Origin of the sequence: Streptomyces sp. NPDC048338, from assembly GCF_043201055.1 — a bacterium.
In the GTDB taxonomy this organism is placed as follows: domain Bacteria; phylum Actinomycetota; class Actinomycetes; order Streptomycetales; family Streptomycetaceae; genus Streptomyces.
Window position 1 is genome coordinate 194,844 of the sequence record NZ_JBICYQ010000011.1, and the last position, 12,421, is coordinate 207,264.

Below are 12,421 nucleotides of genomic sequence, written 5' to 3' on the forward strand. Positions count from 1 at the left end.
AAGGAGCGCAGCGATGAACCCGAAACGCGTACTCGTCGCCTACGGGAGCAAGCACGGCGCGACCGCCGGGATCGCCGACGAGATCGGCCGGACCCTGCGTGCCGACGGCCTCGACGCGGTCGTCCTGTCCGCCTCCGACGTGACCGATGTCAGCGGCTACGACGGCGTCGTCCTCGGCGGCGCGCTGTACGCCGGGATGTGGAACGGCGCTGCGCGCCGCTGCGCCCGGCGCAACGCCGACCAGCTCAGGCACCGGCCGCTGTGGCTGTTCAGCAGCGGACCGGTGGACCGGTCGGCGGAGGAGCACGACATCCGGCCCGCCCCCGGGGTGGCCCGGCGGATCAAGCGCCTCGGCGCCCGCGAGCACATGACCTTCGGCGGCGCCCTCACGGACGAGACCCCGGGCGTGTTCGCCCGGTCCATGGTCCGTTCCGGCAAGGGCGGGGACTTCCGCAACCCCGAGCGGATCCAGGCCTGGGCCCACCACATCGGGACCGAGCTCACGGCCCCCGCCCCGCCGGAGGCCCCCGCCAGGCCGTGACGCCCCGACCCGGGACAGGCGTGGCACCCCGGCTCGGCCCGGCACGGGCGACACCGCGCTCCCCGGACGTTCCCGGAGACGGTGCCGCCCGTTCCCGGTTGCGCCGTCGCCCGTTCGCGGAACGCTGGAAGCACAGGTGGTGATGCGGATGGGGCAGCGGAAGCCTCCCGAGATGCGGGCGGTGCTCTTCGACACCGACGGCGTCCTGCTGGACTCGGCCGTCCTGCACGCCGCCGCGTGGAAGCGGGCCTTCGACGCCTGCCTGACCACGGGAGCGCTCGGCGCGGGGCAGCCCGCCTTCGACGAGGTGGAGGAGTACGCCGCCCTCGTCGACGGGAAGTCCCGTTTCGACGGGGCCCGTGACTTCCTGCGGGCGCGGGGCGTCGCCCTGCCGGACGGAACCCCCGGCGACCCGCCCGGCTGCGCCACCGTCTGGGCGGTCGCGGCGGCGAAGGAACGGGCCATGGCCGCGACCCTCCAGGACACGGCGGTGCGTGTCTACGCCGACGTCGCCCCCGCGCTGCGGGCCCTGCGCGACGCCTCCCTGCTGCTGGCCGCCGTCTCCGCCTCCCGGCACGCGCGGCCGCTGCTCGCCGCCGCCGGGCTCGACCTCCTGCTCGACACCGTGCTGGACGGCACGGACGCGGCCCGGCTCGGGCTCCCCGGCAAGCCCGACCCCGCCCTGTTCCTGGCCGCGGCCCACCGCCTCGGCACGCCTCCTGACCGGTCCGCGATCGTGGAGGACGCCCTCGCCGGCGTGGAAGCCGGCCGGCGGGGCGGATTCGCCCTGGTCGTCGGCGTGGACCGGCGGGCGGCCCCCGGTACGGCGGACGGGCTGCGCCGGCACGGCGCCGGCCTGGTCGTCCCGGACCTCACCGCGCTGGCCGCGCGCCTGGGCGGTGGCGCGGCATGACCGGCGCCCCGTGGACCTGGGAGTACGGCGCGTACGACGCCACGAAGGAACGCCTGGTCGAGACGTTGTGCACGCTCGGCAACGGCCGGTTCGCCACCCGCGGATCCGCACCCGAGACCGCGGCCGACCCGGTGCACTACCCCGGCACGTACGCCGCCGGCTGCTACGACCGCCTCACCTCCGCCGTGGCCGGCCACCGGGTCGACAACGAGGACCTGGTCAACCTGCCCGACTGGACCCGGTTGCGCTACCGCTGCCTGCCGGACGACGGCCCGCCCGGCGCCTGGCTCACCCCCGACGGACCCGGCCTGCGCCACCATCGCGTGGTGCTCGACCTGCGCACGGGGGTGCTGACCCGGCGCCTGTTCCACGAGGACGCCGGCGGCCTGCGCCTGGGCGTCACCCACACCCGGATCGTGCACATGGGCACGCCCGTCCTCGCGGCCCAGCGGTCCGTGTTCTCGGCCTACGGATGGAGCGGCGCCGTCGAGGTCGAGTCCCGGATCGACGGCGACGTCACCAACGCGGGCGTGGCGCGCTACCGCGACCTCGACGGACGCCATCTGACCGGCCACCGGGCGGGATTCGAGCCGGACGGCGTGGCCCTGCTCGCCTGCCGCACCGCCTCGTCCCGCATCGCCGTCTGCCTGGCCGTACGCACCGACACCCGGCCCGGAACCCGCGCGCGGGAGGCGGCGCACCGGAACGGGACCGTGCAGACCTTCCGGGTGCCGCTCTCATCCCGGAACCCGGCGACCGTCACCAAGACGGCCGCCCTGACCACCTCGCTGGACCGCCCCGCCGGCGATCCGCCGACGGCGGCCCTCGACGAACTCGGCCGGGCGCCCGACTTCCCCGGACTGCTCGCCTCCCACGTCGCGGCCTGGCGACGGCTCTGGAGCCAGGCGGAGTTGGACGTACCCGGCGAGGCCGGACGGATCCTGCGCCTGCACCAGTTCCACGTCCTGCAGACCCTGTCCCCCCACACGGCGGACCTCGACGTCGGGGTCCCCGCCCGCGGCCTGCACGGGGAGGCGTACCGGGGTCACGTCTTCTGGGACGAGCTCTTCGTCCTGCCCCATGTCACGCTGCACTTCCCGGACGTGGCGCGGGCGCTGCTCCTGTACCGCCACCGACGGCTCCCCGCCGCCCGGGACGCCGCCGCGCGCGCGGGCGCCGAAGGGGCGATGTATCCCTGGCAGAGCGGGAGTTCGGGGCGGGAGGAGACCCAGTCCCTGCACCTGAACCCCCGTTCGGGGCGCTGGCTCCCCGACCACTCCCGGCTCCAGCGGCACGTCGGTTCGGCGATCGCGCTCAACGTGTGGCGCTACGGCCGGTCGACCGGCGACGTGGGGTTCCTGCACGGTCCGGGCGCGGAGATCCTGCTGGAGGTCGCGCGCTTCTGGGCGAGCGTGGCGACGTTCGACCCGGACCGCGCCCGGTACCGGATCCGGGGCGTCGTCGGACCCGACGAGTACCACGACGGCTATCCGGACGCGACCGAGCCCGGCATCGACGACAACGCGTACACCAACGTCACGGCCGCCTGGGTGCTCGCCCGGGCCCTGGACCTGCTCGGCGAACTGCCCGCCGCGCGCCGCGCGGAGCTGGCGGAACGGCTCCGGCTCGACGCCGCTGCCCTCGACCGCTGGCAGGACGTCAGCCGGCGCATGTACGTGCCGTTCCACCGGGGCGTCGTCAGCCAGTTCGAGGGCTACGGCGAACTCGACGAGCTGGACTGGGAGTCGTACCGCTCCCGCTACGCCGACATCCGGCGGCTGGACCGGATCCTGGAGGCCGAGGGCGACACCGTCAACCGCTACCAGGCGTCGAAGCAGGCCGACGTCCTCATGCTGGGCCACCTCTTCCGCCCCGCCCGGCTGCGAGACCTCTTCGCGCGGCTCGGACACCGGCTGGACGACGAACTGTGGCGGGCGACCGTCGCCTACTACCTCGACCGGACCTGCCACGGGTCGACGCTGAGCAGCCTGGTGCACGGGTGGGTGCTCGCGCGGCAGCAGGGGCCGGCCGCCTGGCGGTACTGCGAGGAGGCCCTGCTCGGCGACGTCACCGACGTGCAGGGCGGCACGACCGGGGAGGGGATCCACCTGGGGGCCATGGCGGGGACCCTCGACCTCGTGGAGCGCGGCATCACCGGGCTCGACGCGGACGCCGACGGCCTGCGGGTGGCGCCGATCGCGCTGCCCGAGATCCCCCGGCTCTCCGCCACCCTCTGCTTCCGCGGCCATGGCGGACTGCGTCTGCGGATGCGTCCCGGCCGCCTCGGGATCTCCGTGCCGGACTCGCTGCGTGGACCCCTCGTGGTGATCCTGCCGGGGGAGCGACGGGTCACGGTGGCGGCCGGTGAGGAACGGTGGTTCCGGCTGCCGCCACCGTCACCGCCACTGCCACCGCCGCCCCCGCCGTCCTGAGCGATGGAGGGGGGCGGCCGGCCGGTGGCGTGGACGGTCGGGACCACCCCGTCACGGGCGGGAGCGTCAGTCGAGGTCGAGTACCTCGGAGACCGGCCGGCGGGGCGTGGCGGGGCCGGGAGGGCCGTAGCCGATCCGGAGGATCATCTGGACGCTGCCCGTCACCGCGACCGGGTCGCGGGCCACGCGGCGCAGCTCGGCCCACTCCAGCGGCTGCGAGATCGGGGAGGTGACGAGGCCGTCGAGCGTGGCCTGCAGCAGGACGCGATGCATCGCCTGCCCCGCCCGCAGCCAGTCGGCGGGCCGGTCCTCCTCCGTGCCGAGCAGCAGGATCTGGGGGTGCTTCTCGAAGACGGCGGTACCGCGGTCCGCGAGCCGGCGCGGCGGGTCGAAGTCCCGGACGGGGGCGCTCACCCCGAACTGCCGGGGCCCGAAGGCGTAGGCCGGGACGCCGTCGCCGGTCTCGCCCGGAGCGCCTGTGCGGGTCCACGCGGCGATCTCCCGCCGGACGGTGGAGTCGGCCGCCTCGAACAGCGCGGAGTCCCGCACCAGGGTGAGGACGGCGTCGGTGTGCCACGGCCCCGGCACGACCAGCCGGCAGCCCTCCAGGAGCGCCGCCGCCCGCAGGGCGCCGAGGACCGGGGCGGGGACCGGCTCGTCGCCGTACGGGAATCGGCTGGTGTGCCGGCGGCGCAGGATCGGCTGCAGCGTGGCGAGTTCACGGTCGCGATCCAGGAGGGGATCGGAGCCGCGGTGCACGCGGACGTCCGCGAACCGCCAGGGATCCGCCGGATCGGGCAGCAGCCGCGTGGTGGTGTCCCACCCCCGCCAGGCGGCTGCCACCCGGAGGCCGAACAGGGCTGCGCCGCAACCGAGATGGAGGGCGCGGTGGCGGGGGTCGCCCCGGGGCATGGCCCGGGCGGGGTCGCCGTGCAGCCGGATCGTGTCGGTGCCCGGCCGGTGGGCGAAGCGCCACGGCTGCGCGTTGTGCATCGAGGGCGCCGTGACGGCGTCCTCGACCAGCGAGGTCACGGTCTCCGGGTCGAGTGCGTCGATGCCCACGGGATCGTCCTGTCTGTCCGGGACCGCCGCGCTCCGGCGAGGTGCGGTGCGGTGGGGCGGTCGGTGGTGGGGGAGCCGGGATCCGACGGGCCGGCCCGCGCCCCGGTGCCTCCTCCCTTCACGCTCCGCCCGTCCGCTCTCCGGCACGAGGGCCGAACGGGCCCTCGGTGGGGACCGACCGGGACCCGGTTCGCAGCCGTCCGGCGCCACGCGAGGGCGGGGGACGGGCAGCACCGTCCGGGCGGTCCGCACCGCCTCCGCGTCCACCGCCGCTCCTCGCCGGCGGTCGCGCGTGGTCCCCGGTCGGACCGGTCCCGGGGGAGTCGCCCGGAATCCGGGCTTACGGTGGAACGAGGAGGCGGCGCGCGCTCCCCTGCCGATCTGCACGGAGGCGTCCATGGGAGAGGAGGCACGGGACGGCGCGGCGGCGAAGAGCCCCCGGCCGCGACTGGACGAACTCCTCGACGAGCTCCAGGACCGTCTCGGCGAGGTCCGCGCCACCCGGGACCGGCTGAACGGCCTTCTGACCGCCGTCATGTCCCTCGGCCACCAGCTCGAACTGCCCGAGGTCCTGCACGGCATCGTGGAATGCGCCGTGACCCTCGTGGACGCGCGGTACGGGGCCCTGGGCGTGATCGGTGACGACCGCAAGCTGGCCGAGTTCCTCCCGATCGGCGTCAGCGACGCGCTGCGCGCCCGCATCGGCGCACTGCCCTCGGGACACGGCCTGCTCGGCGAGCTGATCCGGCACCCGGAGCCGCTGCGCCTCGCGGACCTGGCCGACCATCCCGCCTCGTACGGCTTCCCGCCGCACCACCCGCCGATGCGCACGTTCCTCGGGGTTCCCATCCGGGTCGGCGACGAGGTCTTCGGCAACCTCTACCTGACCGAGAAGCGGGGCGGGGCGCTCTTCGACCAGGAGGACGAGGCCGTCGTCCTCACCCTCGCGGTGGCGGCGGGCGTCGCCGTCGAGAACGCGCGCCTCTTCGCCGAGGCCCGGCTGCGCGAGCGGTGGCTGACCGCGAGCACGGCCTTCACCAGCGCCCTGCTCTCCGGGACCGAGCAGGAGCAGGTGCTCGAAGGCATGCTGGCGCAGGCCCTCGGCATCACCGGCGCGGACACGGGGGTCTTCTACGTCGTGGGCCGGGGTGGTGAGCTGCGAGGTTCCCTGGCGCTGGGCGAGGGGGCGGAGGCGCACCGCGGGATCGCCCTCGCGAGCAGCGAGGGCACGCTCGCCGCCGCGGCCCTGGCGGCGGACGGGCCGGTGATCACGTCCGACGTCGAGCACGACGAGCGGGTCAGGGTGCGGCCGGAGCACTGGAAGGGCTTCGGCCCGGCGGTGGCCGTCACCGTCGGCACCCGGGAACGCCTCAGCGGGGTCCTGCTCCTCGCCCGGACCCGTGGCAGGCCGCCGTTCTCGGCCGTCGAACTCGCGGGGCTGCCCGGATTCGCCGGCCAGACCGCGCTCGCGCTCGAACTGGCCGACCGGCGCCGCGCCGCCGAACAGGTCGTGCTCCTGGAGGACCGCGACCGGATCGCCCGCGACCTGCACGACCTGGCCATCCAGAGGCTCTTCGCCACGGGCATGACGCTCCAGAGCGCCCAGCGCTTCGTGGACCATCCGGAGGCCACCGAACGGCTCGGCCGGGCCGTCGACGACCTCGACGCGACGATCAAGATCATCCGATCGACCATCTTCGGTCTGCGCGGACAGGGGGACGAGCGGCAGCCGCGGAAGCTCAGGGCGCGGGCCGTCCGCGCCGTGGACACCGCCGGGGCCGCCCTGGGGTTCACGCCCAGCCTGCGCATGGAGGGGCTGCTCGACACCGACGTGCCGCCCGAGGTCGCGGACGCTGCGCTGGCGGTCATCGGCGAGGCCCTGACGAACGTCGCCCGGCACGCCCGGGCGCGCCGGGCGGACGTGGCCGTCGTCGTGGGCGACGGAACGCTCACCGTGACCGTGAGCGACGACGGCGTCGGCATGCCGGCCGGTGGCCGGCGCAGCGGCCTGCGCAACCTCGCCGAGCGGGCGGAGCGCCTGGGAGGAGGGCTGTCGCTCGCGGCGAACGGCCCGGAGGGCCGGGGCACGGTGCTGGAGTGGCAGGTTCCGCTGCGCGGGGTCCGCCCGGGTGAGTCGGGTACGACGGAGGAGGGGGAGGAGGGCGGGAGTCCCGCCGGGTAGAGCGCTGGGGGCGTCCCGGCACGGCGTGCGCCAACGTGGGCACCGGGCGGGGACCACCGGGCGCGTCGCCGGGCCCGGAGGAGCCCGCCGCGCCGGATCGGGGCGGTCGGCGTGCGGACGTCAGCGCGCCTGCTCCTCGTGCTCGCGCACCTGGGCGGCGATGACCGCCGCCTGGACCCGGCGCTCGACCCCGAGCTTGCCGAGGAGGCGGGAGATGTGGTTCTTCACGGTCTTCTCCGACAGATAGAGGCGCTCGGCGATCCGGCGGTTCGTCAGGCCCTCCCCGATCAGCTCCAGCACGTCCCGCTCCCGCTCCGTGAGGACCGCGAGCCGCTGGTCCTCCGGCGGGCTCGCCGGCTCCGGGTCCCGGAGCGAGTGCATGAGCCGGGCCGTCGTCGCCGGGTCGAGCATCGACTGCCCCGTCGCCACCGTCCGGACGGCCGCCACCAGGTCGGAGCCCTTGATCTGCTTGAGGACGTAGCCGGCGGCACCGGCCATGATCGCGTCGAGCAGGGCCTCCTCGTCGTCGAAGGACGTGAGCATCAGGCAGGCCAGCTCCGGCATCCGGGACCGCAGCTCGCGGCACACGGAGACGCCGTCACCGTCCGGAAGGCGTACGTCCAGGATCGCCACGTCCGGCCGGAGCGCCGGCCCGCGGGCGAGGGCCTGCCCGGCCGTCGCGGCCTCGCCGACCACGGCCAGGTCCGCCTCCGCGCCCAGCAGGTCGCGCAGGCCGCGCCGGACGACCTCGTGGTCGTCCACGAGGAACACCCGGACGGGTGCCTCGGCGGAGAAGCCCGGTACGTCGGACATGGCGGCCCCTGAGATCGGTTCCGGTGGTGCCCCGTCCCCACGTCCAGTGTCCCAGGGTGGGCGCCGATGCACCCGGAGGAAGGCCGTCCACGTCTGCCGGGTCCGTCCCACGGCACCGGGCATCGCCCCCTCCGGGCGGGTTCGCCCCGCGGGGTCACCCGATGGTCACCACCCGTGCCCAGTCGGGCGGTGTGTCCGGTTCGTGGTCGGGGTCGTCCTCGTCCCAGGAGCCGGCGGACAGCGGCCGGGGGAAGAGGCCCACCACGGTCCGGCACGGTGGCGGCGCCTCCGGCCACGGCGTCTGCCCGTCGGTCAGCACCACGATCACGTCGGGGCGCGGCTGCAGCCGCAGCGCCCGGGCGAAACCCGTGCGCAGATCCGTGCCGCCACCGCCGAGCAGCGGGATTGCCTCGGCCCGGCAGAGCGGGTACGCGACCCCGGCCGCAGCGTCGCACGGCAGCACGGTGACCAGGTCGCGCCGACCGCCCACGGCGCGTGAGATCGCGGCGACCTCCAGGAGCGCACCGCCCAGTTCGGCGTCGCTGACGGAGCCGGACGTGTCGATGACGACGGCGACCCGGGGCGGTCTGCGCCGCAGACTCGGCAGCACCACGCCGGGGATACCGGCCGACCGGCGCGACGGCCGCCCGTAGCTGTAGTCCTCGCCGGCGCCGCTGCCGGAGGCCGCCGAGCGGACCGCCGCTCCGAGCAGCTCCCGCCACGGCTGCGGTGGGTGGAACGCCTCCTCCGCCCAGCGCCGCCAGGTCTTCGGCGCGTTCCCCGGCCGCCCCGAGATGCCCTGTGCCACCCGGAACCGCACGGCGTCCTGCTGCTGCGCGGTCAGGCCGTTCGCGCCGTCCGGGCCCAGGTCCCACTCCCGCTCGTCGCCGTCCGCGCCGCTGCCGCAGTCCAGCCAGGCCCAGTCCTGGGTCCGCGGCCCGAGCCGGAACTGACGCAGGTAGTCCTCCATGAGCTGTCCCTCGGGCAGCATCAGGTGCTCCGGCCGTACCGCTCCCTCGGGGCCGACCAGCCCGTCGCCGAAGACGTCGTCGTTGATCTCGAAGTCCGCGGCGATGTTCATCCGCAGCCGGTCGCCGGGGGCCGTCAGCCCGCGTTCGCGCGCCACCCGGTCGCTGCGCCCGTGATGGTCGCGCAGCAGGTGAGACACCTCGTGCACCCAGACGCCCGCCAGTTCCTCGACCGGTGTCCCGGCCACGAAGCCCGGCGAGGCGTAGCACCGCCAGTGCCGGTCGACGGCCATCGTCGGCACCCGCCGTGACTCCACGACGTGCAGTGCGAAGAGGGCCGTCGCCAGGTACGGACGGACGCGGACGGCGTGCAGCCGCGCCGCGTAGAGCTTGCCGAGGTCCAGTTCCCCCGTGGCGCCGGCGGTCATCGGGGCGCCTTCGCGGTGGCGTCCACGGCGCGGGCCACCGCCTCGTCGGCCCGCCGGGACAACGCGACCACCCCGGCGAGCTTCTCGATCGACGCCGGCAGGTCCCAGTCCTCCCGGCGCAGCGAGGCGAGCGTGGTCGCGGGGACGACCACCAGGTCCGGGGCCCCGGTCTCCAGGGCCCGGACCAGCAGCGCCCACGCCGCGTCCCAGCGGGAACGCTCCGGCCGGTTGCGGACCGCGTCCACCACCCCGTCCAGCGTGGCCTGGCGCAGATCGCCGCGCTCGGGCAGTTCGGCGGCCGCCGGGTCGGCGAGCAGCACCTCCGGGTCGGGGAGGTCCATCCGGTCCAGGCTCGCCAGCAGCTCCAGTCCCGGACCGTCCCCCACCGTGCCCCTGACCAGCAGGGCGAGCACCTCGCGGGAGACACCGGCGGCGGTCGCGAAGGCGATCAGGGTCAGGGTCATCTCCCAGCTCCGGGGCGACGGCCAGGCTCCGCCGCGGTGCGTCTCGGTGGTGGGCATCCGGTGGACCAGCGCCGGGCGCGCGGCGAGGAGCCCGCACACCGCGCGGCGGGCGAAGTCCACGGACTCCGCCAGCTTCTCCGGGTCGAGCCGGGGGAGCGTGGCGCGTGGCCAGGTGCCGCCGAGGCCGCGGACGACGACGTCCTGGTCGTGGGTCCATTGGAGGTGGACGAAGCGGTTCGCCAGCGGCGGGCTCAGCTCCCAGCCGTCGGCGGCGGAGGAGCGCGGATTGGCTGCGGCGACGATCCGCACGCCGGACGGGAGGCGCAGGGCTCCGACGCGCCGCTCCAGGACGAGCCGGAGCAGGGCCGCCTGGACGGCGGGCGGCGCGGTGGACAGCTCGTCGAGGAACAGCAGCCCCCGGCCCGCCCGGACGAGACGGACGGCCCAGTCCGGCGGCGCCATCGGGACGCCCTGCTCCGCCGGGTCGTCGCCGACGACGGGCAGGCCGGAGAAGTCGGAGGGCTCGTGCACGCTGGCGACGACCGTGGTCAGCGGGAGGTCGAGGGTGGCGGCGAGCTGGGTGAGGGCCGCCGTCTTGCCGATGCCGGGCCGGCCCCAGAGCAGTACGGGCAGGTCGGCGGCCACGGCCAGGGTCAGGGCCTCCAGCTGGATGTCGGTGCGCTCTTCCGTGGTGGTGTCGCGCAGCAGAGTCAACAGCGCTCCGGCGACGTCGAGTTGAGGGGTGTCGTACGGACCGGCGGACGGCGGCGCGGTCCCGGCCGGGTCGGTGGCGAGATCGGAGGCTAGGCCGACGCCGGCGTCGGTGGCGGGGTCGGCGGCGAGGAGTGGTGCGTAAGAGGTCATGAGTGATCACCTTGGGGTTCGTGGTGAGCGAGTGGGGAAGCGGAACGCAGCGGGAGCGAGGTGGTGGGGGAAGGCGGGAGGGGCCGAGGTGGCCAGCGCCACGGAACGGCAGGGGCGGCAGGGGGGGCAGGCCGGATCGGCCGGGGCGTGCGGCGACGGCGAGGAGGGCGTACAGGGAGGGCGAGGAGGGCGTACGGGGCGGGAGCCCCGCTCAGCGCCCGGTGGTGTCGCGAGGGTGGGATCGATGGTCGCGGGGACGTCGCGGTCCGGGCCGGAGGCGGCCGGGGGCGGGGCCGACGAGCCCCGCCCTGAACAGCCCGTAGGTGAGCCGCCGTCGGGCAGCCGTCTCCAGGGCGTCCCGGAGCGCGCCGTTGCGGAGCGTCGCCTCCGGACCCAGCAGCGCCTCGACGATCGCCAGGGCACCCGCGGTGTCACCGTGGTCCAGGCGCTCCCGCACCCCGCCGAGGCAGTGGGGGTTGCGGTGCGCCTCGTCGATCGCCCGCAGGCAGGGCAGGGGGGTGCCGGTCAGCGCGACCAGCAGCTCCTCGCGCCGGATCTCGACCGGATCGTGGTCCAGCGGGGTGAGTACGCCGTCGACCAGGCCGATCCGGTGCTCGGCGCCCCGGCACTCGACCAGGCGTGGCCGTCCCGCCGGATCCAGGACCGGAGCCCTGGAGAGGCCGTGCGAGGCGTCGTCGGGCAGCAGCGCCGAGACGACGAGCGGATGGAGTTCACCGGCCTCGACCGCGTCCGCACGGAGCAGTTCGAGGTCGGGGAGCAGCCAGGTCGCCGCGTCGGGCAGCAGCGGCAGGGCGCCGGCCGTACCGTCGGAGGCCGCCGTGGTGACCACCGGCCCGCCACGCCGTGCGCCCGGGCGCTCGCCCCCGGAGCCGTCGCCGACCGGGGCGAGGTGCAGGACCAGCCGGTGCCGGCCGACCCGCACGGCGACCCGTCCGCCGGCCTCGGGCCGCCCCTCGGCACGGAGCAGGATCGCCGCCTCCGCCGCCCAACGATCCACGGCACAGGGGACGTCGAGCGGCAACGCGTCCAGGAAGCCCTGGACCACGTGGTGTCCTGCCGGTCGTGCCGGGCTCCCGGCGTCCCGCGGATCCGAGCGCCTCGGGCCGCCGCCCGCCGACGCCTCTCCGGCCGCACCCGACCGGGCCCGGAGCTCGTCCGTCCGCCGCGCGTCCCAGAGATGGCGGTGCAGGTCGAGGCGGAACCGCGGGTGGGGCCTGGGATGCGGATGCCGTCGCGCGTCGGCGCCGGGCCGCGTACCGTCCCACAGCGCAAGGCTCATCCGCTGACCGGCGTCCGCCCAGGCGGGTGCGGTCCGGACCACCAGGTGCACCGGATGTGGTCCGTCGCGCCCGGGAGCGTCGTAGCGCGCCAGAGCGAGGGTCAGACCGGGCCGCAGCAGCCCGTCGGGAGCGATCCTCGGCATGTGCCAGCGCAGCAGATCGGGAGCGAGGTGGCGGAGATCGGCGCGGATCCGGGAGGCCAGCTCCGTGCCGTACGACCGTGCGACGGCACGCAGGTCGAGGTCGACGTCGAGGTGCGCGGCGGTGCACGCGCCCGCCCAGTCGCCGACGGCGCGGCGTGCGGTGGCGGTCTCGATCATGGTGGCCGGGACGGCGTACCGACGCACGCGCGACCAGAGGGAGAGACGGGAGTCGTCGTCCGGGAAGGGAGTGCGCATCAGCACTCACCTTGCGTGGACGGGACCCCCCAACTGTGAGCAGTAAGAGTGATCA

At 75.7% G+C, this 12,421-nt stretch carries 9 protein-coding genes; 4 read left to right on the top strand and 5 right to left on the bottom strand.

Annotated features, from left to right (window positions below):
• Positions 1 to 13: 13 nt before the first annotated feature.
• The 3 genes from ACGFZF_RS25470 to ACGFZF_RS25480 all read left to right on the top strand — a co-directional run bounded on the left by ACGFZF_RS25470 (position 14) and on the right by ACGFZF_RS25480 (position 3,886).
• Entirely contained in the window at positions 14 to 541 is a 528-nt protein-coding gene (locus ACGFZF_RS25470) for a flavodoxin domain-containing protein (RefSeq protein WP_393557637.1), read from the top strand.
• Positions 542 to 689: 148 nt separating this feature from the next.
• Positions 690 to 1,454 carry an HAD family hydrolase gene (locus tag ACGFZF_RS25475; protein WP_393557639.1) on the top strand — a complete coding sequence of 255 codons (765 nt, stop codon included), beginning with the start codon at positions 690 to 692 and terminating at the stop codon, positions 1,452 to 1,454.
• Complete coding sequence (locus ACGFZF_RS25480; protein WP_393557641.1) at positions 1,451 to 3,886, top strand: glycoside hydrolase family 65 protein; 2,436 nt, start codon at positions 1,451 to 1,453, stop codon at positions 3,884 to 3,886. Before ACGFZF_RS25475 ends, ACGFZF_RS25480 begins: the two co-directional genes overlap by 4 nt.
• A gap of 66 nt (positions 3,887 to 3,952) precedes the next feature.
• Here ACGFZF_RS25480 and ACGFZF_RS25485 read toward each other — a convergent pair whose 3' ends face one another.
• A complete protein-coding gene (locus tag ACGFZF_RS25485; RefSeq protein ID WP_393557643.1) occupies positions 3,953 to 4,948 on the bottom strand; it encodes an Acg family FMN-binding oxidoreductase in 996 nt (331 codons plus the stop codon).
• Positions 4,949 to 5,345: 397 nt separating this feature from the next.
• Between ACGFZF_RS25485 and ACGFZF_RS25490 the strand changes: the two genes are divergently transcribed.
• Complete coding sequence (locus ACGFZF_RS25490; protein ID WP_393557645.1) at positions 5,346 to 7,130, top strand: GAF domain-containing protein; 1,785 nt, start codon at positions 5,346 to 5,348, stop codon at positions 7,128 to 7,130.
• Positions 7,131 to 7,250: 120 nt separating this feature from the next.
• Here the strand turns inward: ACGFZF_RS25490 and ACGFZF_RS25495 are convergent, their stop codons facing one another.
• The 4 genes from ACGFZF_RS25495 to ACGFZF_RS25510 all read right to left on the bottom strand — a co-directional run bounded on the left by ACGFZF_RS25495 (position 7,251) and on the right by ACGFZF_RS25510 (position 12,366).
• Entirely contained in the window at positions 7,251 to 7,943 is a 693-nt protein-coding gene (locus ACGFZF_RS25495; RefSeq protein WP_393557647.1) for a response regulator, read from the bottom strand.
• Between the two features lie 154 nt (positions 7,944 to 8,097).
• A complete protein-coding gene (locus tag ACGFZF_RS25500; protein ID WP_393557649.1) occupies positions 8,098 to 9,339 on the bottom strand; it encodes a VWA-like domain-containing protein in 1,242 nt (413 codons plus the stop codon).
• Entirely contained in the window at positions 9,336 to 10,667 is a 1,332-nt protein-coding gene (locus ACGFZF_RS25505) for an AAA family ATPase (RefSeq protein WP_393557651.1), read from the bottom strand. Before ACGFZF_RS25505 ends, ACGFZF_RS25500 begins: the two co-directional genes overlap by 4 nt.
• A 211-nt stretch (positions 10,668 to 10,878) precedes the next feature.
• Positions 10,879 to 12,366 carry a hypothetical protein gene (locus ACGFZF_RS25510; protein ID WP_393557653.1) on the bottom strand — a complete coding sequence of 496 codons (1,488 nt, stop codon included), beginning with the start codon at positions 12,364 to 12,366 and terminating at the stop codon, positions 10,879 to 10,881.
• Positions 12,367 to 12,421: the final 55 nt, after the last annotated feature.

Bases quoted from the DNA above. Each gene is read 5' to 3' on its own strand.
- ACGFZF_RS25470 (WP_393557637.1), top strand. From the start codon at position 14: ATGAACCCGAAACGCGTACTCGTCGCCTACGGGAGCAAGCACGGCGCG.
- ACGFZF_RS25475 (WP_393557639.1), top strand. From the start codon at position 690: ATGGGGCAGCGGAAGCCTCCCGAGATGCGGGCGGTGCTCTTCGACACC.
- ACGFZF_RS25480 (WP_393557641.1), top strand. From the start codon at position 1,451: ATGACCGGCGCCCCGTGGACCTGGGAGTACGGCGCGTACGACGCCACG.
- ACGFZF_RS25490 (WP_393557645.1), top strand. From the start codon at position 5,346: ATGGGAGAGGAGGCACGGGACGGCGCGGCGGCGAAGAGCCCCCGGCCG.
- ACGFZF_RS25495 (WP_393557647.1), bottom strand. From the start codon at position 7,943: ATGTCCGACGTACCGGGCTTCTCCGCCGAGGCACCCGTCCGGGTGTTC.
- ACGFZF_RS25500 (WP_393557649.1), bottom strand. From the start codon at position 9,339: ATGACCGCCGGCGCCACGGGGGAACTGGACCTCGGCAAGCTCTACGCG.
- ACGFZF_RS25505 (WP_393557651.1), bottom strand. From the start codon at position 10,667: ATGACCTCTTACGCACCACTCCTCGCCGCCGACCCCGCCACCGACGCC.
- ACGFZF_RS25510 (WP_393557653.1), bottom strand. From the start codon at position 12,366: ATGCGCACTCCCTTCCCGGACGACGACTCCCGTCTCTCCCTCTGGTCG.